This is a genomic window from Halolamina rubra (assembly GCF_000739555.1).
Taxonomy (GTDB): domain Archaea; phylum Halobacteriota; class Halobacteria; order Halobacteriales; family Haloferacaceae; genus Halolamina; species Halolamina rubra.
The window spans coordinates 66,540-90,450 of sequence record NZ_BBJN01000035.1 but is presented as its reverse complement, the minus strand read 5'-3'; the positions used below and the strand labels follow the sequence as shown (position 1 = coordinate 90,450).

Sequence of the window (23,911 nt, the reverse complement as noted above, 5' to 3'; positions counted from 1 at the left end):
ACCGTTTGGTGGTGTTCAGGAATGTCCGACGAGACAGAAGAAAACAGTGCGTTCGGCAGTACCGTGACCCGGCGGGCGTTCGGGAAGGCCGTCGGTGCGACGCTGTTCGCTGCAGCCGCGGAGCCGGCCGTCGCCGACGACCTGCGTGGGAACGAGCGCGTGACTGACGTGGCGTCGACGACCGACGCTATCGACGAGTCGTTCACGCCCGGGGAGTGGCTCACCGTCGCCCCGTTCCAGTACCAGCGCCGGGACACCGAAGTGGGCTGGCTGTTCCCGGACGGCGGTGCGGGGGCGACCGCGACCGGGTCGACGCCCCCTAGCGGCGGCGACGAGCTGCCGTCCGCGTACGCCGCCGGCAGCACCGTCGAGTGGCGCGAGCAGTTCGTCGACGGCACGACGATCGGGTTCCCGCAGGCCGCGAGCGAGATCGACCCGACCGGCGGCGACGTAATGTCGCTGTACGGCGAGCCCGGCCTGTTCGACGACTTCCAGGACTGGTACGGGGTCGGCGGCATCCTCTACGGCGTCGGCTACGCGTTCACCAGCTTCGAGATGGACGCACCAGCGCGGGCGATGCTCGAGACCGACGCGACCGTCTGGCTCAACGGTCAGAAGTACGAGGCGCCGCCGACCGGCGTCGTGTTACAGGAGGGGCGGAACTACTTGCTGGCCAAGCAGACGCTCACCCTCGGCCAGCTGGGTTCGATCAGCCTGACGTTCCGCCCGCCGGAAGCGCCGGTCGAGGTTGACGAACTCGACGCCTTCCGCGGGACGCCCCAGAACGTCGTCGTGCCGGATCTCCGGGTCGGTGAGGACGACACCGACCTCCCGGCCTCCGTCCGGGTCACGAACACGACCGCCGAGCCGATCGAGGGAGCGACGCTGTCGTTCGCACCCGACAGCGACGTGCTGGTCGAACAGACGGTCGAGATCGACCCGCCGCTGGCGCCGTTCGAGACCCGTCGCGTGAACACGCGCGTGCAGTTGCCCGGAGCGACCGACGGCGCCGGCGGCGACACGGGCGGTGAGAAGTCGCTGCCGGCCTCCGAACGCGCGGCCGAGCGGGCGTCCCGGAGCGCCGGCGAGTCGACGCTCCCCTCGCAGGCGATGGCCAATACCGAGGCCGCGGAGGCGATGCGCGCGTCCGACAGCGAGGGGGCGTACGCCGAGTCCACGGACGCCGAGACGGTGACGCTGTCGTTCGACGACAGCACGATCACGGTCTCGGCGCGGGTCACCGTCGGCGAGGCGATTCACGCTCGCGACGTGCCGATCCGCGTCCGCGGCGCCGACGAGCCCCGGCGGCAGTCGACGTTCAGCTCCCGACACGACGATAGCGTGCAGACGTTCGCGTTCCGGAAGCCGAGCAACTACGGGAACGGCTCGGGCCCGTGGGACCTGATCGTCTCGCTCCACGGGGCGAACGTCCCCGCGATCAACCAGGCCGGCGCGAACAACACGCGGGAGGACGCGTTCGTCGTCGCCCCCTCGGCACGCGGCCCGGTGAACTACGACCACGAGGACCTTGGCCGCCTCGACGACCTGGAGGCGATGGACGTGATGCGGGAACGCTACGAAATCGACGACGCGGGCGTCTACCTCAGCGGTCACTCGATGGGGGGCCACGGGGCGTGGCACGTCGGACTCACTCACTCCGGCGAGTTCGCCGGGATCGGCCCCTCGGCCGGCTGGACCGACCACGAGACGTACATCAACACCGTCTGGGGGCGCGACAAACTCCACACCTACCCGCGGCTGAAGGCGGTGAAGGAGACCTCGCTCCAGAAGAACCTCGCGATGCCGAAGGCCCACAACGCCGCCGACGGCAACACCGGCGTCTTCGCGCTCCACGGGGGTGAGGACCCGACGGTGCCGCCGATGATGCCGCGGAGCTACATCCGGACGCTGGCGAACGAGGGGCTGACCGTCGACGGCGAGGTCGGTCAGCGCCACTCGAAGCCGGACCCCGACGAGGTCGACGCCGCCTACCTCGAGGTCCCCGGTGCCGGCCACTGGTGGGACCAGGGGATCGGCCCCGGGAACGACGGCGTCAACCACCCCGACATGTGGTCGTACCTCCGGGCGAATCGGAACGAACCCTACCCCGAGCGGGTCAGCTTCTTCACGACGAACCTGCGGATCGAACACGAGAAACACTGGGTCCGCGTGCTCGAGCAGGAGACGGTCCACGCCCCCACCCGGGTCGACGCCCGCGTCACCGGGGACGGGATCGAGATGACGACCGAGAACGTCGCGAAACTCGAACTCGACACGCGGGTGCTGGAGGAGACCGACGGCCGGAGCGCGCGGCAGGTTCGGGTCGACGGCGAGGCGGCGTCGCTCCCGAACGCCGAGCGCACGGTCGTCGACGCCAGCGACGGCGTCCAGGCCGGTCGTCCCTCGGGGAAGGGCCGGGGCAGCAGGCGCAAGGGCCCCGATCAGTACGGGCCGCTCGCCGAGGTCCACTACGACCCGTACCTGCTGGTGTACGGCACGGGGGGCGACGACGAGGAGACGGCGGCGAACCGGAACCTCGCGAACGTGCGGTCCCAGCGGCTGGTCGACCGCGCCCGTGCGCCGGCCCCGGTGGTTCCGGACACGGCCGTCGATCGCGCCGACTACGAAGCGTACAACCTGGTGCTGTTCGGCCGCCCGAGCTCGAACTCGGTGTACGACGACCTCCGGAACGCGTTCCCGATCGACGTGGGCGAGGGCGAGGTCAGCCTCGGCGGCGAGACGTACACGGGCGATCTGGGCGTCGAGTTCGTCTACCCCAACCCGCGGAGCGACCGGCTGGTGCAGGTATCCACGGGGAGCACGCTCCGCGGCGCACGCCTGACTCGCGCCCGGAACTGGATCCCCACACAGACCGCGACCGCGGACTACCACGTGTTCGACGACACGGTGCGCTACCAGAAGTGGAACGCCTCCGTGGCCGCCGGGTTCTTCGACGAGAACTGGGAGCTGTCGGAGGAGCTTGGCGTGCTCAGAAACATCGAGCACGAGCACTGACCGCCGACGGCCCCCTCGCCGGTTCTTTCGACGGGGCTCCCCGCCGGGCGACCGAACTACGCCTCGTCGACCATGCCGCCGAACGTCGACTCGGCGTCGGCGGGCACGTCGAAGTCGTGGTAGTGCTCGCCCTTCTCCTTGCTCAGGATGTTCAACGCCGCGGCGGCGCCGTCGCCCGCGGAGATCACCGCCTGCCACTCCTCGGCACGGACCATCGCGCCCGTCGCGTAGGCGTTCTCGACGCTGGTCTCCATCGTCACGTCGGCGTCGACGACGCCCTCGTCGGTGAGTTCACAGCCCAGCGACTCGGCGAGGTCGCGGTTCGCGCCGGTCGCGAGCACGACGTACGGCGCCTCGTACTCGCCGGCCTCCGTGGTGACGGCGAACCCGTCGCCGGCCTCGGTCACGTCGGTCACCTCCTCGCCCTGCTTGCGGTCGACGCCGAAGCTGTCGACCTGCGTGTGCAGGGTGTCGAGGAACGCCGTCCCGTCCTGCGAGCCGACGCCGGGGTAGTTGAACAGGTGGGCCTTGTGCATCCACGTCTTGTCGGTGTCGAACACCGTGGTCTCGAGGCCGTTCTTCTCTGCGAACAGTGCCGCGCTCAGACCGGCGGGGCCGCCGCCGACGACGATAACGTGTGTCACACCGTTCGTTTCGGTCGCTCGTCCCCTAACTCTTTGCACGGTGCCAGTTCCGCCCCGTCGCCGTCCGACCACGCTTCGGCGTCGTGCGCGACGCCAGCGTCGGTAGCGACACGCCGCCGGCTGTTTTCAGCAGTGATACTCCCCATAAAAGGTTTAACAGTAGTACCGTCGTCGAAACGAGCGAATGCTGGAGCGCAGCTACTCGCGAACCGGCGCGTTCGGCGAGCTGCTGCTCGTCGCGTCGGTTCTCACCCTGGTGCCGTCGTGGGTCGGCGGCGCCGAGATGCTCGCGGCGGTCGGGATGGGCGACCTCCCCGCGATCGCCGTGGGCGGCGCGTTCGCGTGGGGTCGCGGCGCCCTCTCGGCGGCGATCCTGCTGCGACGCTGGCGCCGCGGCTCGCTGATCCTGAGCGAGCGCTGGTTCCGCGACGCCCTGGAGACGGCGGCCGGGCAGAGCCGGCTGGCGGCGTACCCGACGCCGGCGCCCGGCCGTTTCTCGCTCTCCGCCGGCGGCGCGGCCTCCGTCTGATTCTCCCCGCCGAGAACGAACGCTTTACCCGGCGGCGCGGCCCATCCCGACCATGGACGCGGCAGTCGTCGCCCGGAACGTGACGAAGCGGTACGGCGACACCGTCGCCGTCGACGACGTCTCGCTGTCGGTGCCCGCGGGGACGGTGTTCGGGCTCATCGGCCCCAACGGCGCCGGGAAAACCTCTCTCGTGCGCTGTCTCACCGGCACGACCGCCTACGACGGCGACGTGTCGCTGCTCGGGTCGGCGCCCGAACGGGTCGAGCGCGCCCGGATCGGCCTGCTCCCGCAGTCGTTCTCGCCGCCCGAGCGCCTGACCGTTCGGGAGCTGCTGGGCTACTACGCGAACCTCTACGACGAGTCCCGCGACGTCGATTCGGTGATCACGGAGGTCGGGCTGGCGGACGCGGCCGACACCTGGTACGAGGAGCTCTCCGGCGGCCAGCAACGGCGCGCCTGCGTCGGGATCACGCTGGTCAACGACCCGGACGTACTCTTTCTCGACGAGCCGACGACGGGGATCGACCCCACGGGGCGGCGCGACCTCTGGACGCTGATCGAGGAGCTCGCCGCGGCGGGGACGACGGTGTTTCTCACCAGCCACTCGATGGACGAGGTCGAGCGCCTCGCGGATCAGGTGGCGATGCTGGCCGACGGCCGGGTGATCGCCGAGGGGTCGCCGAGCGCGCTCGTCGCCGAGCACGGCGGCGACTCCCGACTGGTCGTCCGGACCGAGGCCGGCGCCGACCGCCTCGCCGACGCGCCGTTCCGGGTCGAGGCGTCGGCGGGCCGGCTCACCCTCCACGGCGTCGACGCGACGCGGATCGACGACGCCGTCGACGCGCTGGCGGCCGCGGGGATCGAGTACGAGTCGTTCACCTGGACCGAGCCGACGCTCGAGGACGTGTACCTCGAACTCACGGGGCGGGCGTTCGCCGGCGGCGCGTCGGTCGACGAGCCGGGGGGCTCGGCTGTCGAGCCTGCGGAGGTGGAGCGATGAGCCGAGCCGGGCGGATCGCCAGCGAGGCCCGGGCGGGCGCGAAGGCGTTCCTGCGCCGGCGGACGGCGGTGTTCTTCACCTTTTTCTTCCCTGTGATCATCGTCCTGATCTTCGGCGTGCTCGTCGGCACCCAGCCCACCGGCGGCGGCCTGTTCGCCGAGCCGCCGGGCTACTACCTGCCGGGCTACCTCGCCGTCGTCGTGCTGTTCACGCCGCTGTCGCGGGTGGGCAGCGAGTTCGCCCGCCACCGCGAGGGGAGCCGCTTCGAGAAGCTGGCGACGACGCCGCTGCGGCGCTGGGAGTGGCTGTTCGCCCACACGCTGGTGAACGTGCTCGTCATCGGCGCCGCCTCGCTGCTGATCTTCGGGCTCGTGGTCGCGCTGGTCGACGCCCAGATCGCCGTCGGCGCGCACCTGCTGCTGCTGATCCCGTTCGTCGCGCTCGGCGTGGCGCTGTTCTGCGGGCTCGGGGCGATCCTCGGCCGGCTCGCGGACTCCCAGGACGGCGTGATCGCCGCGAGCAACTCGGTGGCGCTCCCGCTGCTGTTCCTCTCGGAGACGTTCGTCACCCCCGAGCTGCTGCCGGCGTGGTTCCGCCCGATCACGAACCTCTCGCCGCTGACGTACTTCGCCCGCGGCGTGCGCTACCTGACGTACGAGCGCGTCTCGATCCCCGTCGTCGGCGCCACGGACCCGACGACGCTCGCGCTGTTCCAGCTCGCCGTGCTGGCGGTGCTCTCGCTCGCGTTCTTCGTCGCCGGGGCGTACGCGGTCCCGCGGACGGACTGACCTCCCGGACCGACTGACCCTGCGACCCCCTCTCGCCGCCGCGGTGGGCGGCTCGGAGCGACGAGATTTATGGACGTTCCGCGAGCAGCGGGCGTATGGCCGAACCTGAACGCCCGCACGAGGCGGCTGGCGGTATCGTCTTCTTCCGAACCGAGAACCGCGAGGGGGTCGTCGACTGGTACCGCGACGTGGTCGGCGCCGAGACGTGGCTCGAACAGCCGGGCTGTACGATCCTCGAGTTCGAGGGGTTCCGGTTCGGGCTCTGTGACGGCGAGGCGACGGAGACCGAGGGGATCCTGACGTTCGTCTACGACGACGCCGCGGCCGTCGACGCGATGCACGAGCGCGTCGGCGACGCCGCCGACGAGGCGCCACACGAGAACGAGACGTACGACATCTACCAGTTCTTCGCGACCGACCCCGACGGCCGGACCGCGGAGTTCCAGACGTTCCGCTAGTCGAGCGCCGCGAGCAGCTCGTCGACCTCCGCCTCGGTGTTGAACGCGTGCAGCGACGCCCGGACCGCCTCGGGGTCGGGCAGCGTCCGCACGTACACGTCCGACTCGGCGAGTCGCTCGACCGTCGCCTCGGGGTCGTCGACCGCGAACGTCACCAGTCCGGACTCGTACGCCTCGGGGGAGATGAGGCGATCGCCCAGCCCCGCCTTCAGTCGGTCGGTCAGGCGCTCGATCTCGGACTGGATCGTCTCGAAGCCGAGCTCCGCCACGATCTCGATCGCGGCCTCGGCGCCGACGTACGGCGCGGGGCTGGTCGTCCCCACCTCGAACCGCATCGCGCCGGCTTTGAACGCCGGGTCGTCGTCGCCGGGCGCCTCGACGGAGCGGTAGCCGACCTGCGCCGGGCGGAGGCGCTCGGCGACCTCGCGGTCGACGTACAGCACGCCCGCGCCCCACGGGCCGAGCAGCCACTTGTGGCAGGCGCCGACGACGAAGTCGGCGCCCCACTCGCGCACGTCGAGCGGCTTCTGTCCGAACGTCTGGACGGCGTCGACGAGCACGAGACAGTCGTGCTCGTGGGCGATCTCGACGATCTCCGCGATCGGGAGCTGGGTGCCGTAGTTCCAGGTGATCGAGCTCAGACAGAGCAGCCGCGCGTCGTCGACGGCCGCGGCCAGCGCGTCCAGGTCGACGCGCCCGTTCTCGGTCTCGAGCACCTCCACGTCCACGCCGCGGTCCCGCAGGTTCCACCACGGGAGGACGCCGGCGCTGTGTTCGAGATCCGTCCGGACGACCGTGTCGCCGCGCTCCCAGTCGATCGCCGCCGCGACCCGGGCGATCCCGTCGGAGGTGCTCTCGGTGAGCGCGACCTCCTCGGGGTCGGCGTTCAGGAAGCCGGCGAACGTCTCCCGGGCGCCGTCCAGCGCGTCGAACGCGGCGGGGTAGGCGCCCTCGTTCACCGGCGCCTCGGTCTCGTGGTAGGCGACGAACTCGGCGACGGCGTCGACTACTGACTGGCTCGCGGGGCCGGACGCGCCCGTGTTGAGGTACGTTCCTGACTCACACACCGGGATATCCGCTCGGAGCTCCTCGGGGGTCATGGGCTCGATCCGGACCGGAGCCACCTGAATCTGCCGTCACGGTCGGTCGACCCGCCGGACGCGGTCGGCGTCGACGGCGACGCCGGGGGAGTAGTGCGCCAGCGGCTCGGCGTCCGGGCGCTCGAACCCGTTGACCTCGAACAAATCCGTCGAGCGGAGGTCGAGCTCGGCCTCGTACACGCCCCACGGGAGGTGTTCCACGTCGCCGTAGAGCAGGTCCAGATCGGCGTCCGTCCCGTTTTTCGCGTCACCGCCGGCGAGGTAGAACCGGTAGTTCTCCACGAGGAACTGTTCGAGCGTCCCGGACTCGGGGACGAACCGCTCGCCCGCCGGGGCGTAGCTGGCGTCGAAGTGCGCGTCGGGGACGCCCGTGTGGGCCCGGTGGCTGACGAACTCCACGCGGCGCTCGTAGGGGGGTTTCTCGCCCGGGTAGGCGCCCTCGCGGTCGATCGCCATGTGGGCACGGTAGTACGGCAGCTGGTAGAACTGGCGGGCGATCCGGACGCTCAGTCGGTCGGCCGCGTCGAGGTTGAAGAAGTAGATCCCCTCGCCGCCGTCGGGGCCGTCGACGTACGTCCGGAGGTTCACCTCGCCGAAGCTGCGCCCCAGCGGTCGCGGCACCCCTCGCGGCCGGATGTCCTCCATCACGAACGCGACGATCCCGAGCCACGCGCTGCCGTCGTGGGTGCGGGCGGTCAGCCCCGGCGGCAGCCGGTCGTCGACGACCCCGGCGTCGACGGGCCAGTGGGCGAACAGCGCGTCCCGCCAGCCCATCGAGACGTAGTGGCGCTCCATGGCGGTGGTACGGCCGTCGCCCCTTTGCCGGTGTCGGTGGGATGAGTCAAACGGTTCTTTGTGGCTAGCCAACGTTTTACCGGGTCCCCGACGCAGGGGTCGGTATGCGACGAAACCGCACGCTGGCCGCGGTCGCGCTGGCCTGCCTGCTCGTGCTCGCGGGCTGTACGGGGGCGGGTAACGGCGACGGCGCCACCCAGGCGGCGCTCGACGGCGGCGAACCCACGTACGACCAGGCGACCGGGACGCCGGTCGAGGAGGACTCGGCGTCGTCGGCGAGCGACCGGATGCGGATCTACACCGCCAACCTCGCCGTCCGCGTCGACGCGTTCGAGCCGAGCCGGTCGAACCTCTCGGCGGCCGTCGAGGCCCACGGCGGCTACGTCGGGAACTCCCAGATCACGACGAACGAGCGGGACGAGGAGACCTACCGCGACGGGCGGTTCACCTACCGCGTCCCCGCCGAGAACTACTCCGCGTTCCTCGAGGCGGTCCGCGCGGAGGGGACGGTCGTCCGCGAGGAGGAGAACGTCCAGGACGTGACCGGCCAGCACGCCGACCTCGAGGCGCGGCTGGAGAACCTCCGCGCCGAGCGTGACCGACTGCGCGAACTGTACGAACAGGCGAACGACACCGAGGACGTGCTGGCGGTCCAGCGCGAGCTCTCCGACGTGCAGGGCGAGATCGAGCGCACCGAAGCCCGGCTCGAGACGCTGGAGAACCGCGTCGCCTACGCCACGGTGACGGTCGAGCTTCGGGAGGAGCGCCCCGACGACCCGGCCGTCGACGACCGCTGGTACGACACCGGCGTGATCGCCGCCTTCCTCGAGTCCGTCGACGGCGCGATCGTCGCGCTCCGGGCGCTGGTCGTCGGGATCGCGTACGCGCTCCCCTACCTGATCGCCTTCGGCGTCCCGCTGTTCGGGCTCGGGATCGTGTTCAAGCGGTTCGTCGTCGGCGAGCGCCCCTCGATCCGCGGCGGCGGTGGTGGCGGCGAGGGTGGGCCGGCGAGCGAGAGCGAACCCCCCGGCGAGGCCGAACCGCCGAGCGACGACGACTCCGAGTAGCGCGCCCGCTTCCGCTTGCCGAACCCTTTTCGCGGTGCCGGCTAACCTCGCGGGTGATGAGCGAACTCCCACTCGACGCGTACTACGACCTCACGCAGGTCGGCGAGGTCGCCGTCTCCCCGGACGGGGAGCGGGCGGCGTTCACGACCACCGAGTACGACCCCGACGCCGACGAGTCGGTCGAGTCGCTGTTCGTCGCGCCCACCGACGGCAGCCGCGACCCGCACCGACTCACCCGGGTCGCCGGCGCCGACAGCCCGAAGTGGTCGCCCGACGGCGACCGCCTCGCCTTCCTCGCGGCCCGCGACGAGGACAGCGACCTCCGGGTCGGCCGGGAGAGCGAGGACGAAGACGAGGAGGAGGACGAGGCGGACGAGAACGGCGGCAACGGCGGCGAGGGCGAGGAGGAACCGAAGTCGCAGGTCTGGGCGTTCGACCTCGCGCTAGGGGGCGACGCCGCCCAGCTCACCGACTTCGAGGAAGGGGTCCGGGAGTTCGACTGGGCGCCCGACGGCGAGCGACTCGTCGTCACCGCCCGCGACCCGACAGACGCCGAGTCGGCGTACCTCGAGGAGCGGCGCGACGGCGGCCCCGTCGAGACCGAGCGCGTCCAGCACAAGCTCGACGGCGTCGGCTACCTCGACACCGTCACCAGCTACCTGTTCGTGGTGGGCGAGGACGCCGTGCTCGGCGACGACGCGGCCGACGCCGAGTCGGCCCGCAAGCTCGAGGACGCCTACGGCCGCGGCGCGTTCGAGGGGCTGAGCGGCCTCCAGCCCAACTGGGGCGCCGGCGGCGAGATCGCCTTCGTCTCCTACCGCGGCGACGACCCCGACAGCACGCTCGTCACCGACGTGTTCACGGTCTCGCCCGAGGGCGGCGACGCGACGGCGATCACCGACGGCGACCTGACCTGCAACGCGCCGACGTGGTCGCCCGACGGCGAGCGGCTCGCGTTCTCCGCTGGCGACGACACGAACTGGTGTATCCCGACCGAAGCGCGGGTGTGGGACGGCGAGGAGCACGTCTCGGTGACGGGCGACCTCGATCGCACGCTCGCCCGGAGCTCGTCGTTCGAGTGGGTCGACGACGAGACGTTCTACACGCTCGTCGGCGACGAGGCCCGGACGCGGGTGCTCGAGTGCGACGCGGCCGCGGCGGACTGGGAGCGAACGTTCGAAGCGCAGGGCGACGACCGCGCGGTCACGGGGCTCGCCGTCGACGGCGACACGGCCGTACTGGGGCTCGCTCACCCCGGCGAGGGCCACGACCCCTACGCGCTGCCCGCCGACGATCTCGCGGCCGAGGAGGAGCCCGACTCGCTGACGCGGCTGGCCGAACTCAACGCCGACCTCACCGAGGAGTACGAGATGCCCGAGGTCCGACGGGTCACCTTCGAGAACGACGGCTGGGAGATCTCCGGCGTGCTGTACCACCCGCCCGACTACGAGCCCGGCGAGTCCGACCCGGCGCCGACGGTGTGTGCGATCCACGGCGGCCCCGTCTCCTACGACGAGCCCACGTTCGACTTCACCCACGCCGCCTTCACCTCGCGCGGCTACCTCGTCTTCCGCCCGAACTACCGCGGCGGCTCCTCGTTCGGCCGGAAGTTCTGCGAGACGCTCCACGGCCAGTGGGGCACCGTCGAGGCCAGCGACATCGCCGCCGGGGTCGAGGAGCTGGTCGACCGCGGCTGGACCGACCCCGACCGCGTGTTCGGCCACGGGTTCTCCTACGGCGGGATCGCGCAGGGGTTCCTGGTGACGCAGTACCCCGACCTGTTCACTGCCGCGGCGCCGGAGCACGGGATCTACGACCTGCGCTCGGCGTACGGCACCGACGACTCCCACATCTGGATGGAGAACGAGTACGGCTACCCCTGGGAGAACCCCGACGCGATCGACGCCTCCTCGGCGATCACCGACGTCGGGAACGTCGAGACGCCGCTTTTGGTCGCCGCCGGCGGCGAGGACTGGCGCTGCCCGCCCTCTCAGTCCGAACAGCTGTACGTCGCCGCCCAGCAGGCCGGCGCGGAGTGTCGGCTGGTCGTCTACGGCGACGAGCACCACAACGTCGGCGACCCCGACCGCGCGATCCACCGGCTCGAGGAGATCACCTCGTGGTACCGCCGGCACGATCCCGACGTGAGCGATCCGGACGCCGACGACCCCCACGGTCGGGCGTCCGAAGAGTAGTCGGTCCGCCTGCGACTCACTCCTCCTGCCACTCCCGGCGGGCGCGTTCGAGGTTCTCCGCCCCGCGATCTGCGTGGAGTGTGGGTGCGCTGAACCCCGCGACGACGGCGGCGAACGCCAGCGCGGCGAGCGCCGACAGCAGCGGCGTGGGCTGGCTGAGTAGCGCGGTGCCGACCCCCGACAGCCAGAGCAGGAAGCCGTAAACCGCAGCGAGAATCAGCGACAGAAGCACGCCGAGCCCGTCGAACGCCCTGACCGCGTAGCCGAGAGTCGCGGCCACGAACACGTACGGCAGCGGCGCGAACGAGCGCAGCGCGAACCCCTCGCCGACGGCGAAGAACACCGCGACGAACAGCGCCGCCAGCAGCGGCACCAGCCGCAGCAGCGCCGCCCAGAACGACCAGTACGTCACCGGCCGCTCGACGGTCAGCCAGCGGTTCAGGCGCTCCGGGAGCCACGACACGCTGGGCATGGCTCTCCCGATGGCGTGCGGAACCTAAAACGTGTTCGTCGAGTTACCCGTCGCCGTCCTCGTCGACGATCACGACCTCGCCGTCCTCGACGCGGACGTTGATGAGCGACTTGTAGTCGACCTCGCCGTCGAGCTCGTTCTCGCCGGCCTTCTTGATCACGGTGATCACGTCCGTCACGTCGGCGCCGATGCCGTCGAGCGCCTCGCAGATCGCCGAGAGCGTGCCGCCCGTCGAGAGCACGTCGTCGATCACCAGCACGGAGTCGCCCGCCTGCACGTCGTTGATGTACATCTCCGACTCGGAGTAGCCGGTCTGCTGGGAGAGCGACACCTCGCCCTCGAGCCCGTACTGGCGCTTCCGGATGACGACGATCGGCACGTCGCTCATCAGCGAGAGCGCGGTGGAGATGTGGATCCCCATCGCCGCCGGGGTGACGATCTTGTCCACGTCTTCCAGCTCGACCTTTCGGGCGATCTTGATGCTGATCTCGCGCAGGAGGCTCGGGTGGAGCGTCGGGATACCGTCGCTGATGGGGTGGACGAAGTACTGGTACTCGCCTTTCTCGATGATCGGCGCTTCGAGGAGCGACCGGCGGAGTTGATCCATGTCGCCCGTTCCGGAGGTGAGGGGTAAAACGTGGCGGTCTGCGACGGGGGTGTCAGGGCTCCTCTACCCGGCCCAGCTCGTCGTCGACGAGGCTCGGGTGGGTGCGCTGGCGCTGCTCGTGGGCGGCGTCGAAGTACTCCCGCATCGCCGCCCGGGACTCGGCCTGCCGGGCCGCCCGCTCGGTCGCGTCGATCTCCTCACAGCCCGGCGGCACCTCCCGCCCGCGGTCGGTGAAGTACCCGTCCGGGACGACCCAGTCGTGGTAGAACGGCGTCTCGGAGTCGTGGATCAGCGTGATCGCGGTCCGCGCGCCGTCGCCGGCGGCGACGACGCTCTGGTGGTAGCGCTCGGCCAGCCGGCCCGCCGCGTACAGCCCCTCGACGCTCGTGTGGCCATCCGGGTCGTCCGCGAGGAACGCCTTGCTCCCGGCCGAGCGGATCTCGGGCTCGACGGGGTCGAGGTACGCGGTGTCCGCCCACGAGGCGGCGATCACGCGGTCGGCACGGACGCGGCTGCCGTCGTCGGCGACCGCGAGAAAGCCCGCCGGCTCGTCGGGTCTGTCTCCATCGCTCCCGTCCCCGTCGACGCGCCGGAGTTCAGCGATCCGCCCCTCGACGAGATCCGCCCCGCTCCGGGTCGCCTGCGCGTGGAGCATCTCCGCGAACAGCCGCGGGTTGACGCCGGCGGGGAAGCCGGGGAAGTTCTCCAGGTGGGCGTTGCGGCGCAGGATCGACTCGTCGCCGTCGCAGACCAGCGTGTCGAGGCCGGCGCGGGCGGTGTAGATCGCCGCGGTGAGGCCGGCGACGCCGCCGCCGACGATCAGCACGTCGTGGTGTGGTGGGTCGTCGCTCCGGTCGCGCTCCGTCGTCCGTTCGCTCATGGCGGCCCGGAGGCGGCAGGGCGAGTTAGGGACTTCGGTGTCGTCGACGGACGACGCCGACACCGGTGCTGTCGGTCGATCTCCGGCCACGATGCAAAGAGTGATACGGGCCGAACCGAACCGCGAGGTATGGTACCACCCGAACCCACCGGAGGGGGAGCGTCGTGACGTTCTCGATCACCGCCGCCGACCCGGCGACGGGCGCGACGGGCGTCGCCATCGCGTCGGTGTTCCCGTCGGTCGGCGCCGTCTGCCCGTGGGCGAGCGAGCACGTCGCGCTGTCGACGCAGGCGTGGGACTCCGGCGCCGACTACGGCGAGCCGCTGTTGGAGATGGCGGCCCGCGATATCGCCCTCGAGAGCGCCGCGGAAGCCGTGCTCGACAACCGCGCCGGCAGCGCGGGCACCCAGCTCCACGGCACCGAAGCCGACGGCGAGACGTACGCCTACACCGGCGAGAAGGCGACCGACTGGGCCGGCCACGTCGTGGGCGACGCCCACACCGCGGCGGGCAACACGCTCGCGGGCGAGGCGGTCGTGACGGAGATGCACGAGGCGTTCGTCGACGCCGACGGGCCGCTGGCCGAGCGGCTCCTGACCGCACTGAGCGCCGGCGAGGCGGCCGGCGGCGACAAGCGCGGCGACAACCTCAGCGCGGCCGTTCTGGTCCACGCGCCGGAGCCGAACCTCACCCACAACATGCGCGTCGACCAGCCGGGCGACCCCATCGACGGGCTCTGGGACGCCTACGAGGTCGCCCGCGAGCACACCGAGGCCGTCGACGACCCCGAGGAGATGGCCGCCGAGTGGGGCGAGGGGTTCGACGAGTCGATCGTCGACTTCGAGATGAAGTACTGAGCGTCAGTCGCCCGCGAGCGGTTTGACGTAGATCGCGCAGGGGTTGCCCGGCTCCCACTCGGGGTAGGGGTCGATCGTCTCGACGTGGCGGAACCCGGCCCGCTCGTAGAACGACCGGACGCGGGCGTAGTGATCGTCGTCGACCGTCGCCGCGAGCGTCTTCACGGTGAGCAGTTCGACGCCGTCGGCGGCGAGTCGGTCGGCGACGGCGTCTTTCGCGTCTACGCTCCCAATAATCTCTCCTGGCATCTCTCCCTCAGTCGTCGTCGGCGTCGGCGTCGGCGTCCTCCAGCATGTCCGTCCGTTCGGCCGCCCGCTCGCGGGCCCGCTGGACGAACTCCTCCGGGAGGTCGTCGATCTCGCCGGCCTGGACGCCCCAGAGCTTGGCGTACAGCCCGTCGGCGTCGATGAGCTCGTCGTGGTCGCCGCGCTCGACGATCTCGCCGTCCTCGAGCACGAGGATCTGGTCGGCGTCCCGCACCGTCGAGAGCCGGTGGGCGATCACGAACGTCGTGCGGTCCTCGCTCAGTCTGTCGAGGCTGCGCTGGATCAGCATCTCCGTCTCGGTGTCGACCGCGCTGGTCGCCTCGTCGAGCACGAGGATCTCGGGATCCTCCAGGATCGTCCGCGCGATCGAGAGCCGCTGCTGCTGGCCGCCCGAGAGCTTCACGCCGCGCTCGCCGATCCGGGTGTCGTACCCCTGAGGGAGCGACTCGATGAACTCGTGGGCCTCGGCGGCTTTCGCGGCCTCGACGACCGCCTCGCGGTCGGCGTCGAACCGGCCGTAGCGGACGTTCTCGGCGACGGTGCCGTCGAACAGGAACGTCGACTGGGAGACGTAGCCGATCGTCGAGCGCAGGCTCTCGAGGGAGAGCTCCCGCACGTCGTGGCCGTCGATGCGGACCGCGCCGTCGACGGGGTCGTACAGCCGCATCAGCAGTTTGAGCAGCGTCGACTTCCCCGCCCCCGTGGGCCCGACGAAGGCGACCGTCTCGCCGGGAGCGGTCTCGAAGCTCACGTCCTCGAGCACCGTCTCCTCGGGCGCGTCGTCCTCGACGCCCATGTAGCCGAAGTCGACGTGGTCGTACTCGACGCGGCCCTCGGGGTCGTCGAGGTCGACTGGCTCCTCGGCCTCGGTGATCATCGACGGGATATCCATCAGCCCGAAGATGCGCTCGCTCGAGGCCTTCGCGTTCTCGTACTGGTCGACGATGTTCGACACCTGTGACAGCGGCGTGACGAACCGCTGGGTCATGAACAGGAACGTGACGAACTCCCCCGTGTCGAGGTCGCCGGTGAGCATCCACGGCGCCTCGCCCTGGAAGATCCACAGGCCGCCGACGATGAACGTCACTGCGAAGGAGAGCCCGGCGAGCATCTCCATCCCCGGGCGGTAGACGTAGTTGAGCCGCAGCACTGCCATCGTGTCCCGGAAGTAGCGCCAGGAGGCGCCCTCGACGCGCTCGGTCTCGTAGGACTCGGTGCCGCTGGTTTTCACCAGTTCGACGCCGGAGAGCGCGTTCTCCAGCCGCGTGTTGAGGTTGCCGACGCTCGCCCGCCGATCGACGTACCGCGGCTCGACCGCCTTCATGAACCAGATCGTCAGCCCGAACAGCGCGGGGACGGCGACGAGCGTCACGACCGCGAGCTGCCAGTTGAGCGAGAACAGGATGAACGCGATCCCGAGGATCATCACCGAGAGCCGCACCGAGTTCTGGAGGCCGTTGTCGAGGAAGTTCTCCAGGTTGTTGGCGTCGTTGTTCAGCACGGACATGACCTCGCCGGTCTGCTTGTCGTCGAAAAAGGTCATGTCCAGCCGCTGCATCGTCGAGAAGCTGTCCGTCCGGACGGCGTGCATCACGCGGTGGGCGAAGTTGTTGGCGGCGACGCCGTAGATCCACGTGAACACGCCGGTGACGACGAACGCGGCGACGATCACCTGCACCGAGAACCAGAACTGGGCGGCGTCGGCGGTCGGCAGCCACGCGTTCGGCACCAGCGGCAGCGTGTACGGCGAGTCGCCGTCGATCACGCTGTCGATCGCGACCCCCAGCACGAGCGGCGGGAGCAGGCTCGCCCCCCGGCCGATCACGTTCGCGATCATCCCGACGACCATCCACTTCAGTCGCCCGGGGCCGTACTCCACGAACAGACGATAGAGCGGGCGCTCGACGCGTTCCCGGTACACGTCGAACACGCTCCCCTCCTCCGCACTCATTACGAAGCGAAACCCCGGCGGCTCGGAAGAACCCATCGAAGCCGGGTGACATATCGCGCTGCCGGGACTGCCAGAACCCACGACGCTAAGAGCCTCCGGGCGCGTGGCTGGGGCATGGAGCGCCTCGTCGTGGACACGGTCGTCTATCGCCCCGCCGATGAGGTGTACGAGTTCCTCAGGGAGTTCCCGGGGTACGCGAACTACTCCGAGTACCTGGCGCGCGTCGACGTGCTCGACGCCGGGTCGGGCGAGCACGCGCGCTACGCGCTGCGGTTCGCGTGGTGGAAGCTCGAGTACACCGCGCGGTCGGCGGTGACCGAACTCGACGAGAACGAGCGGATCGAGTGGACGCTGCTGGGGGATTTCGACGCCGGCGGCCGCTGGCTGGTCGCCGAGGTCGACACGCCGGACGACGCCCCCGACTGGGCGGAGACGGCGACGGCGGTGCGGTTCGAGGTCGAGTACGCCCCCGAGACCGCCCACTCGGGGCTCGTCGACCTGCCGCGGCTGGTGTCGCTCGACTGGGTGGTCGAGAAGGTGAAGCCGCTGATCGAGCGGGAGGCCCGGACGGTCGTCGAGCGGGCGGCCGCCGACCTCGAGGGGCGGCACAGATCGGTCGAGCTGACCGTCGAGACGGGCGCCGACGCCGCGGCGGCGCCGTTCCCGCCCGAAGAGAAAGGGTGATACGGTGTCGGTTTGTGGTTTCGGGCGAGTGAGTAATCCGTGCGCGTGATCATCGTCGGCGCCGGGCAGGTCGGTGAGAGCATCGCTGCCGACCTGAGCGACGCCCACGACGTGGTGATCGTCGAGCAGGACCCCGACCGCGTCGAGGAGCTCAACTACAGCCTCGACGTGCTCGCGGTGGAGGGTGACGGGACGAACGTCTCGACGCTCGACGAGGTCGACGTCGCCGACGCGGACATGGTGATCGCCTCGACCGACGACGACGAGACGAACATCGTCATCTGTTCGACGGTGAAAGCCGTCTCGGACGCGTTCACCATCGCCCGCGTGAAGAACACCGAGTACCTCGAGACCTGGCGGCGGTCGACGACCGCCTTCGGCATCGACTTCATGGTCTGTACGTACCTGCAGGCCGCGGAGTCGATCGTGCGCGTCGTCGGCCTGCCGGCGGCGCGGGACGCCGACCTGTTCGCCGACGGGCGCGTCGAGATGGCGGAGTTCGACGTTGGCCCGGGGTCGCCGCTCTCCGGGCAGACGGTCGCCGAGGCCGACACGTACGACTCGCTGACGTTCGCGGCGCTGGTGCGCGACGAGGAGATGCTGATCCCCACCGGCGGCACCGACATCCAGGCGGGCGACCGCCTGGTCGTCATCGGCACCCCGCGGAGCGTCCGGTCGTTCGCCGGGGATGTGGCGCCGGAGGAGGGCGTGCTCTCCGGCGAGGTGGTGATCATCGGCGGCAGCGAGATCGGCTACCACGTCGCGCGGATGCTCTCCGAGCGGGGGATCTCCGCGCGCCTGATCGAGCAGGACCCCGACCGGGCGCGCTGGCTGGCCGAGAAGCTCCCCGACACGATGGTGATGGAGACCGACGCCACCGACATCGAGTTCCTCGAGCGCGAACACGTCGGCGACGCCGAGGTCGTCGTCGCGGCGCTCGACTCCGACGAGAAGAACCTGCTCGCGTCGCTGCTGGCCGAGCGCGTCGGCGCCGAGCGCAGCGTCGCGGTGATCGACCAGGCCGACTACGTCGACCTGTTCGAGGCGGTCGGGATCGACGTGGGGGTCAACCCCCGCGAGGTCGTCGCCGAGGAGATCACCCGGTTCACCCGCGACGGCGGCGCCGAGAACGTCGCGCTGATCGAGAACGGGCGCGCTGAGGTGCTCGAGATCGAGATCACCGCCGACAGCCCGCTCGTGGGCGAGCCGATCCGCGAGTCGATCCAGTCGCTCCCGAGCGACGTGGTGATCGGCGCGATCACCCGCGGCGGGGAGTACGTCGTCCCGCGCGGGGAGACGGTGATCCAGTCCGGCGACCACGTCGTGCTGTTCGTCGACGCCGAGCACGCCGACGACGTGTCCGCCCGGCTGTAGCCGTCGCCGAAACAGTAGCTTGAAGCCGCGTACGGGTTTTCCTTCGTCCAACCGTGTCGGTACGCGTCGACTACCGTGCAAGCCTGAGCCTCGTCGGGACGGTGCTGAAGTATCTCTCGGTGCCGCTCCTGCTCCCGGTCGTCGTCGCGCTCGCGTACGGCGAGACGCTCGCGCCGTTCCTGCCGACGATCGCGGTCACGTTCCTGGTCGGGACCGCCCTGGAACGGCTCACCCCCGAGCCGGACATCCGGGCCCGCGAGGGGTTCCTGATGGTCGCGACGACGTGGCTCGCCGTCGCACTGGTCGGGACGATCCCGTACCTGATCGAGGCCCACGGGATCCCGCTGCTCGTGGAGCCGATCCACCCCGAGTCGACGCTGGGCAACCCCGCGAACGCGCTGTTCGAGTCGATGTCCGGGTTCACCACCACGGGCGCGACCGTGCTCGGGAACATCAACGTCGTCGACCACACGCGCGGCGTGATGATCTGGCGCCAGCTCACCCAGTGGCTGGGCGGGATGGGGATCGTCGTGCTCGCGGTCGCGATCCTCCCGGAGCTCTCCGTCGGTGGCGCGCAGTTGATGGACGCCGAGGCGCCGGGGCCCGGGATCGAGAAGCTGACGCCGAAGATCGCCGAGACCGCCCGCGTGCTCTGGGGCGCGTACTTCGTGATCACCGTCGTCGAGATCCTGCTGCTGTACGGGCTCGCCCTCGCGGGGATGGCCGGCCCCAACATGGACGCGTACAACGCCGTCGCCCACGGGCTGACGACGATGCCCACCGGCGGGTTCTCCCCGCAGGCGCGCTCGATCGAGGCGTTCTCGGCCGCCGTCCAGTGGGTGATCATCCCGTTCATGGTGATCGCGGGCACCAACTTCGCGCTGGTCTGGCAGGCCGTCGCTGGCTCCCCCCGCGAACTGCTGCGGGACACGGAGTTCCGCGGCTACCTCGGCGCGATGGCGGTGCTGACGGCGATCCTCACCGGCCTGCTGTTCACCGGCGGCTTCGCCGCGGGCGTCCCGCAGGGGGCGACGTTCGACGCCGACTACCTCCAGCAGTACGCGACGACGCTCGCGGGCAGTCTGGAACCGTCGCTGCGCCACGCGCTGTTCCAGGCGGTGTCGATCGTGACGACGACGGGGTACGCCAGCATGGACTTCGACACCTGGAGCGCGCCGGCGCAGTACGCGCTGCTGTTCGCGATGTTCGTCGGCGGCTCGGCGGGCTCGACCGGCGGGAGCGTGAAGGTGATCAGGTGGATCGTCGTCGCGAAAGTGATCCGCCGGGAGCTGTTCACCAGCGCACACCCCGAGGCGGTCCGCCCCGTCCGGCTGGGCGGGAACAGCCTCGACGACCGCGCGATCCGCGGGATCCTCTCGTTCACCCTGTTCTACGTCACGATCTTCTTCCTCGCGTCGTTCGTGCTGTTCCTCGACGCGGCGCGGGCTGGCGTCGACTTCACCGTGCTGGAGGTGATCTCCGGCGCCGCGTCGACGCTGGGCAACGTCGGGCCGGCGTTCTACCGCCTCGGGCCGATGGGGAGCTACCTCCGGTTCCCCGACAGCTCGAAGCTGTTCATGGTGGGGCTGATGTGGGCCGGCCGGCTGGAGATCCTGCCGCTGCTGGTCTGTCTCACGCCGGAGTACTGGCGCCGTTGAGTGAGCAGCGGTGCGTTCGCGGTGTGGTCCCCGCCGCGTTACCGGTCGGAAACGGCGTTACGCGGAGGTAAGCGCGAGCTTTTGCGGTACGGTACCGTACGACACGTATGGACCGCCGAGCGGCGCTCGGTGCGATCGGGACGGCGGTGCTGGCGGGCTGTCTCGGTCGTGACGGCGAGAGCGCCTCACCGAACGGAACGCGCGCGACCGACACGGGATCGACCGCGACCCCGGCCTCGGGGCCGCCGACCGCCGACGGGACGCTCCCCCTCCCGATGGCGCCGGAGAAGATCCGCCAGTCCGCCGTCTCGGGCGGGCCGCCGAAGGACGGGATCCCGTCGATCGACGACCCGAACTTCGTCACCCCGGAGGAGGCACCCGCGGGCCTGTCGCCGGGCGACCCCGTCTTCGGCGTCGCGATGGACGGGGCGGCGAAGGCGTACCCGCAGGCGATTCTGGCCCACCACGAGATCTGTAACGACATGGTCGGCGACACCCCCGTGAGCGTGACCTACTGCCCGCTGACCGGCACCGCGATGGGGTTCCACCGCGGCGGGACGACGTTCGGCGTCTCGGGCAGACTGTTCAACAACAACCTCATCATGTACGACCGGGCGACGGAGGCGTGGTGGCCGCAGGTGCTCGCCACCTCGGTTCCCGGGCCGTGGAACGCCGCGCCCGGGCAGCAGTCGCTCCGGCAGTTCCCCGTGGTCTGGACGACGTGGGAACGCTGGCGGCGCGCCTACCCCGAGACGGAACTGCTCTCCCGCGACACCGGCTACGCGCGGAACTACGACGCCGACCCGTACGGCTCCTACAACCCCCGGTCGGGCTACTACGTTCCGGACTCATCGCCGATGTTTCCCGCGCTCTCCGCGGACGACCGACTGGCGACGAAAGCCGTGGTGATCGGCGCCCGAACCGAGGCCGGCGCGGTCGCGTTCGCCAAGACCCGGCTGCGGGAGGACGGACTGATCGCGGGGGCGATCGGCGGGACGCCGGTAGTCGCGGCCTACGACCCGGATCTCGACACGGCGTGGCTATACTGGAATCCCGAGGAGCGGTCCTTCGAGCACCGCGGCGGCGAGGTCGTCGACGAGGACGGGGACGCCGTCACCCCGGACTCGCTCCCGCTCGAACCGATCGTCGCGTTCGACGCGATGTGGTTCGCCTGGATCGGCTTCTACCCAGACACCGAACTCCATGCCTGAGACGACCGCCGCCGGCGACGGAGCCGGCACGGACCCGCTGTCGTCGGCGCTCTCGGGGACGGCGACCGCCCTCTGTGCCGCGAGGGGCCGACGCGATGCGACCGCCGTCGGCGCGCTCGTGACGGTCGGCTACCTGCTCGCCTACCTGACCACCGTCGGCGACCTCTCGCTTGCGGGAGCCGGCGGCCCGCTGTCGGTGGTCGTCGTCGACGAGCTCTCGGTGGCGCTCCGGACGACCGGGTTCTTCCGGTTCGAGGCGATCGCGCTCGTCGAACTGGGCCGGCTCACCGTGCTCGTCTCGCCGCTGAACCTCGTCGTCGGCGGGGGGCTCGCGGCGCTCGTGGGCGCCAACGGCGCGCTGAGCTACCTCGCGGTCGTCCAACCCCGAGCGTGCGGGCTGGAGACCTCCTCGGGCGCGCTCGCGAGCGTCCCGGCGCTGCTCTCCGGCGCCGCCTGCTGCGGCCCGACGGTGCTGCTCGTGATCGGCGTGCAGGCCAGCGCGACGATCGTCACGGGGTTCCAGCTCCTCGTGCCGCTGGCGTTCGTTCTGCTCGTCGCGAGCCTCCTCCTCGTCGGGCGGACGGTCGAGCCGTCGCTGCTCGACGCCGACTGACCGGAAAAGCGAACTCGCGGGTTCGCGGCCGCTACGGCGATTCGTCGTCCGTCTCCCCGTCGGCGTCCGGTTCCTCGATCTCGGAGCCGGGCGCGTTCAGCTTGAACCGGTCGACGGCGTCCTCGGCCTTCGACTTCTCCGTGTACCCCTCGCTCCCCGTGGCGACGATCTGGCCGTTGCGGTGGCGGAGCCGCCAGCGGAACTCGCCACCCTCGTCCTCGTACACCTCGAACGCGGCACGGCCGATGTCGAGCACGTCGGCTTCCGGCGCGTAGCTGCGAACACGCTCGACGGCGTCGTCGACGCTCGCACGCCGGCTGTACCCCTCGCCGCTGTCGGCGACGATCTGTCCGTTCGGGGACTTCAGCCGCCAGCGGTGTTCGTCCGCGGCGTCCTCGTAGGTCTCGAACGTCATGTCGTCGAGCCCCTCGCGGAGCCGGTCGACCGCGCGGCGGGCGTTGCGGCGACGGCTGTAGCCCTCGCCGCCGTCGGCGAGCACGTTCCCGTTGCGGTGGACGAGCCGCCAGCGCCACTCCGCCGCGGCGTCGCGGTAGATCTCGAACCCGGTCGGGTCGAGCCGGAGGTACTCCGCGGGGCCCGCGTGGGCCTGCACGCGCTCGATCGCGTCGCGGGCGTCGCGCCGGCGGCTGTACCCCTCGCCGCCGTCGCCGACGATCTCGCCGTTGTCGTGGCGGAGCCGCCAGCGGAACTCCCCGCCGCGGTCCTCGTACAGCTCGAACGTCGTCCGGCGCTCGGTCTCGACGGGGGGGTCGAACGGCTCCCCCGCCTCGGCGAGGTCGGACTCGGACTCGATGCGGAGCACCGTCGCACCCAGCGCGTTCTGGCGGACGCTCGCGATCCCGTTCTGGGCGTTGTGGCGCTGGGTGTACCCCTCGCCGCTCGTCGCGACGATCTGCCCGTTCCGGTGGCGGAGCCGCCAGCGGTGTTCGCCCGACGCGTCCTCGTACAGTTCGAACCGCGCCTGACTCGTCCGGTGTGCCCAGAGCCGTTCGACGAGCTCGTCCTTCTCCGTCTCGGCGTCGGCGAGATCGCCCGAGAGCGCGCTGACGGCGCCGCCCAGCGTGGCGACGGCGTCGTCGGACGCCGCGAGCGTCCGGCGGAGCTCGGCGACCTCCGCGGCGAGGTCCGCCTCGTCGGCGGCCGCGTCCTCGAGCACGTCGTCCAGCGCTGCGAGCTCCCGCCGGAGCGCGCCGAGTTCGGTGGTCGAGTCGGGCTCCGCCAGGAGCGGCACCAGCACGCCGCCGGAGCCGGCGACGAGCAGGCCGAGCCCGTAGATCCCGATGACTGCCGCGTTACCGTTCCGTATCGACCAGCCGCCCGGGAACACCGCGACGAAGTAGACGACGCCGATCGCCGCGATCGTCGCGCCGACGTAGACGAGCGTCGTCGCCCGCGGCCGCAACGGGAGCCGGATGACCGGTCCGATAACCAGTAGGATCAGCCCCACCCCGACGGCGACGATCGACAGCTGTCTGACCCCGCCCCGTGGCTCGCTCGCCAGGAACAGCAGGACGCCGGCGACCCCGAGGACGACGCCGACGACGAACAGCCAGTAGCCGCGCACTTCGTCGTCGGTCTCGGGGTCGCCGACGCGAGTTCGGTACAGCGCCTGGAACGTGCTCTCGTCGGATTTGTGGGTCGACATCGTGTCTCACGGATCTGTTAGTTCTCTGAGGGCTTATAGTTCGCCCCGTTTTCGGACGGGTTCGTTTAACACTAGAGTAT

22 protein-coding genes are annotated in these 23,911 nt (G+C 70.7%); 13 read left to right on the top strand and 9 right to left on the bottom strand.

From position 1 onward, the window contains the following. Positions 1-21 precede the first annotated feature (21 nt). The gene (locus ACP95_RS10215) at positions 22-3,015 is read left to right on the top strand and encodes a prolyl oligopeptidase family serine peptidase (protein ID WP_049981108.1); all 2,994 of its coding nucleotides are present in this window, start codon (positions 22-24) and stop codon (positions 3,013-3,015) included. Between the two features lie 56 nt (positions 3,016-3,071). On the opposite strand, the gene ACP95_RS10210 is transcribed toward ACP95_RS10215, so the two are convergent. Continuing rightward, positions 3,072-3,659, bottom strand: a complete 588-nt coding sequence (locus ACP95_RS10210) for an FAD-dependent oxidoreductase (RefSeq protein WP_049981107.1) — start codon at positions 3,657-3,659, stop codon at positions 3,072-3,074. Between the two features lie 184 nt (positions 3,660-3,843). Here ACP95_RS10210 and ACP95_RS10205 point away from each other — a divergent pair, with 184 nt between their 5' ends. From ACP95_RS10205 to ACP95_RS10190, 4 genes are all read left to right on the top strand, one after another. Next, positions 3,844-4,188: a hypothetical protein gene (locus ACP95_RS10205; RefSeq protein WP_049981106.1), complete on the top strand. Its 345-nt coding sequence runs from the start codon at positions 3,844-3,846 to the stop codon at positions 4,186-4,188. A gap of 52 nt (positions 4,189-4,240) precedes the next feature. Beyond that, positions 4,241-5,188, top strand: coding sequence for an ABC transporter ATP-binding protein (locus ACP95_RS10200; RefSeq protein ID WP_049981105.1), 948 nt, complete (start codon positions 4,241-4,243; stop codon positions 5,186-5,188). Next, a complete protein-coding gene (locus ACP95_RS10195; RefSeq protein WP_049981104.1) occupies positions 5,185-5,976 on the top strand; it encodes an ABC transporter permease in 792 nt (263 codons plus the stop codon). Before ACP95_RS10200 ends, ACP95_RS10195 begins: the two co-directional genes overlap by 4 nt. A gap of 95 nt (positions 5,977-6,071) precedes the next feature. Further along, on the top strand, positions 6,072-6,434 hold the full coding sequence (locus ACP95_RS10190) for a glyoxalase/bleomycin resistance/dioxygenase family protein (protein WP_049981103.1): 363 nt from the start codon (positions 6,072-6,074) through the stop codon (positions 6,432-6,434). On the opposite strand, the gene ACP95_RS10185 is transcribed toward ACP95_RS10190, so the two are convergent. Together ACP95_RS10185 and ACP95_RS10180 are read right to left on the bottom strand one after the other, a co-directional pair. Next, positions 6,431-7,534 (bottom strand): aminotransferase class V-fold PLP-dependent enzyme, encoded by a 1,104-nt coding sequence (locus ACP95_RS10185; RefSeq protein ID WP_049981102.1) that lies wholly within the window; start codon positions 7,532-7,534, stop codon positions 6,431-6,433. The genes ACP95_RS10190 and ACP95_RS10185 overlap by 4 nt on opposite strands. Before the next feature lie 36 nt (positions 7,535-7,570). Beyond that, on the bottom strand, positions 7,571-8,329 hold the full coding sequence (locus ACP95_RS10180; protein WP_049981101.1) for a YqjF family protein: 759 nt from the start codon (positions 8,327-8,329) through the stop codon (positions 7,571-7,573). A gap of 104 nt (positions 8,330-8,433) precedes the next feature. On the opposite strand from ACP95_RS10180, the gene ACP95_RS10175 reads away from it, so the two are divergent. Together ACP95_RS10175 and ACP95_RS10170 are read left to right on the top strand one after the other, a co-directional pair. After that, positions 8,434-9,396, top strand: a complete 963-nt coding sequence (locus ACP95_RS10175) for a DUF4349 domain-containing protein (RefSeq protein ID WP_082224648.1) — start codon at positions 8,434-8,436, stop codon at positions 9,394-9,396. A gap of 56 nt (positions 9,397-9,452) precedes the next feature. Next, positions 9,453-11,591, top strand: coding sequence for a S9 family peptidase (locus tag ACP95_RS10170; protein WP_049981100.1), 2,139 nt, complete (start codon positions 9,453-9,455; stop codon positions 11,589-11,591). Positions 11,592-11,607: 16 nt separating this feature from the next. Here the strand turns inward: ACP95_RS10170 and ACP95_RS10165 are convergent, their stop codons facing one another. Genes ACP95_RS10165 through ACP95_RS10155 form a run of 3 tightly spaced genes read right to left on the bottom strand, consistent with a single transcriptional unit; the run spans position 11,608 to position 13,550 of the window. Further along, positions 11,608-12,063 carry a hypothetical protein gene (locus tag ACP95_RS10165; protein ID WP_049981099.1) on the bottom strand — a complete coding sequence of 152 codons (456 nt, stop codon included), beginning with the start codon at positions 12,061-12,063 and terminating at the stop codon, positions 11,608-11,610. Between the two features lie 43 nt (positions 12,064-12,106). Next, positions 12,107-12,670 carry a hypoxanthine/guanine phosphoribosyltransferase gene (hpt, locus tag ACP95_RS10160; RefSeq protein ID WP_049981098.1) on the bottom strand — a complete coding sequence of 188 codons (564 nt, stop codon included), beginning with the start codon at positions 12,668-12,670 and terminating at the stop codon, positions 12,107-12,109. Positions 12,671-12,722: 52 nt separating this feature from the next. After that, positions 12,723-13,550: an NAD(P)/FAD-dependent oxidoreductase gene (locus ACP95_RS10155; RefSeq protein ID WP_049981097.1), complete on the bottom strand. Its 828-nt coding sequence runs from the start codon at positions 13,548-13,550 to the stop codon at positions 12,723-12,725. Positions 13,551-13,714: 164 nt separating this feature from the next. Between ACP95_RS10155 and ACP95_RS10150 the strand changes: the two genes are divergently transcribed. Continuing rightward, positions 13,715-14,407 (top strand): DUF1028 domain-containing protein, encoded by a 693-nt coding sequence (locus ACP95_RS10150; protein ID WP_049981096.1) that lies wholly within the window; start codon positions 13,715-13,717, stop codon positions 14,405-14,407. A 3-nt stretch (positions 14,408-14,410) separates the two neighbouring features. On the opposite strand, the gene ACP95_RS10145 is transcribed toward ACP95_RS10150, so the two are convergent. Both ACP95_RS10145 and ACP95_RS10140 read right to left on the bottom strand, forming a co-directional pair. Then, complete coding sequence (locus ACP95_RS10145; RefSeq protein ID WP_049981095.1) at positions 14,411-14,656, bottom strand: hypothetical protein; 246 nt, start codon at positions 14,654-14,656, stop codon at positions 14,411-14,413. A gap of 7 nt (positions 14,657-14,663) precedes the next feature. Then, on the bottom strand, positions 14,664-16,625 hold the full coding sequence (locus ACP95_RS10140; RefSeq protein WP_049981094.1) for an ABC transporter ATP-binding protein: 1,962 nt from the start codon (positions 16,623-16,625) through the stop codon (positions 14,664-14,666). Positions 16,626-16,739: 114 nt separating this feature from the next. On the opposite strand from ACP95_RS10140, the gene ACP95_RS10135 reads away from it, so the two are divergent. The 5 genes from ACP95_RS10135 to ACP95_RS10115 all read left to right on the top strand — a co-directional run bounded on the left by ACP95_RS10135 (position 16,740) and on the right by ACP95_RS10115 (position 22,165). After that, a complete protein-coding gene (locus ACP95_RS10135; protein WP_049981093.1) occupies positions 16,740-17,309 on the top strand; it encodes an SRPBCC family protein in 570 nt (189 codons plus the stop codon). A gap of 39 nt (positions 17,310-17,348) precedes the next feature. Beyond that, entirely contained in the window at positions 17,349-18,683 is a 1,335-nt protein-coding gene (gene trkA, locus ACP95_RS10130; protein ID WP_049981092.1) for a Trk system potassium transporter TrkA, read from the top strand. A gap of 53 nt (positions 18,684-18,736) precedes the next feature. Beyond that, a complete protein-coding gene (locus tag ACP95_RS10125; RefSeq protein WP_049981091.1) occupies positions 18,737-20,341 on the top strand; it encodes a TrkH family potassium uptake protein in 1,605 nt (534 codons plus the stop codon). Between the two features lie 107 nt (positions 20,342-20,448). Further along, on the top strand, positions 20,449-21,552 hold the full coding sequence (locus tag ACP95_RS10120; protein ID WP_049981090.1) for a DUF3179 domain-containing protein: 1,104 nt from the start codon (positions 20,449-20,451) through the stop codon (positions 21,550-21,552). Continuing rightward, a complete protein-coding gene (locus ACP95_RS10115) occupies positions 21,545-22,165 on the top strand; it encodes a hypothetical protein (protein WP_049981089.1) in 621 nt (206 codons plus the stop codon). The genes ACP95_RS10120 and ACP95_RS10115 overlap by 8 nt, the downstream gene beginning before the upstream one ends. A 31-nt stretch (positions 22,166-22,196) precedes the next feature. Here ACP95_RS10115 and ACP95_RS10110 read toward each other — a convergent pair whose 3' ends face one another. Then, positions 22,197-23,831: a YegP family protein gene (locus tag ACP95_RS10110; protein WP_049981088.1), complete on the bottom strand. Its 1,635-nt coding sequence runs from the start codon at positions 23,829-23,831 to the stop codon at positions 22,197-22,199. Between the last annotated feature and the right edge of the window lie 80 nt (positions 23,832-23,911).

Bases quoted from the DNA above. Each gene is read 5' to 3' on its own strand.
- ACP95_RS10215 (WP_049981108.1), top strand. From the start codon at position 22: ATGTCCGACGAGACAGAAGAAAACAGTGCGTTCGGCAGTACCGTGACC.
- ACP95_RS10205 (WP_049981106.1), top strand. From the start codon at position 3,844: ATGCTGGAGCGCAGCTACTCGCGAACCGGCGCGTTCGGCGAGCTGCTG.
- ACP95_RS10200 (WP_049981105.1), top strand. From the start codon at position 4,241: ATGGACGCGGCAGTCGTCGCCCGGAACGTGACGAAGCGGTACGGCGAC.
- ACP95_RS10195 (WP_049981104.1), top strand. From the start codon at position 5,185: ATGAGCCGAGCCGGGCGGATCGCCAGCGAGGCCCGGGCGGGCGCGAAG.
- ACP95_RS10190 (WP_049981103.1), top strand. From the start codon at position 6,072: ATGGCCGAACCTGAACGCCCGCACGAGGCGGCTGGCGGTATCGTCTTC.
- ACP95_RS10185 (WP_049981102.1), bottom strand. From the start codon at position 7,534: ATGACCCCCGAGGAGCTCCGAGCGGATATCCCGGTGTGTGAGTCAGGA.
- ACP95_RS10180 (WP_049981101.1), bottom strand. From the start codon at position 8,329: ATGGAGCGCCACTACGTCTCGATGGGCTGGCGGGACGCGCTGTTCGCC.
- ACP95_RS10175 (WP_082224648.1), top strand. From the start codon at position 8,434: ATGCGACGAAACCGCACGCTGGCCGCGGTCGCGCTGGCCTGCCTGCTC.
- ACP95_RS10170 (WP_049981100.1), top strand. From the start codon at position 9,453: ATGAGCGAACTCCCACTCGACGCGTACTACGACCTCACGCAGGTCGGC.
- ACP95_RS10165 (WP_049981099.1), bottom strand. From the start codon at position 12,063: ATGCCCAGCGTGTCGTGGCTCCCGGAGCGCCTGAACCGCTGGCTGACC.
- hpt (WP_049981098.1), bottom strand. From the start codon at position 12,670: ATGGATCAACTCCGCCGGTCGCTCCTCGAAGCGCCGATCATCGAGAAA.
- ACP95_RS10155 (WP_049981097.1), bottom strand. From the start codon at position 13,550: ATGAGCGAACGGACGACGGAGCGCGACCGGAGCGACGACCCACCACAC.
- ACP95_RS10145 (WP_049981095.1), bottom strand. From the start codon at position 14,656: ATGCCAGGAGAGATTATTGGGAGCGTAGACGCGAAAGACGCCGTCGCC.
- ACP95_RS10140 (WP_049981094.1), bottom strand. From the start codon at position 16,625: ATGAGTGCGGAGGAGGGGAGCGTGTTCGACGTGTACCGGGAACGCGTC.
- ACP95_RS10135 (WP_049981093.1), top strand. From the start codon at position 16,740: ATGGAGCGCCTCGTCGTGGACACGGTCGTCTATCGCCCCGCCGATGAG.
- ACP95_RS10120 (WP_049981090.1), top strand. From the start codon at position 20,449: ATGGACCGCCGAGCGGCGCTCGGTGCGATCGGGACGGCGGTGCTGGCG.
- ACP95_RS10115 (WP_049981089.1), top strand. From the start codon at position 21,545: ATGCCTGAGACGACCGCCGCCGGCGACGGAGCCGGCACGGACCCGCTG.
- ACP95_RS10110 (WP_049981088.1), bottom strand. From the start codon at position 23,831: ATGTCGACCCACAAATCCGACGAGAGCACGTTCCAGGCGCTGTACCGA.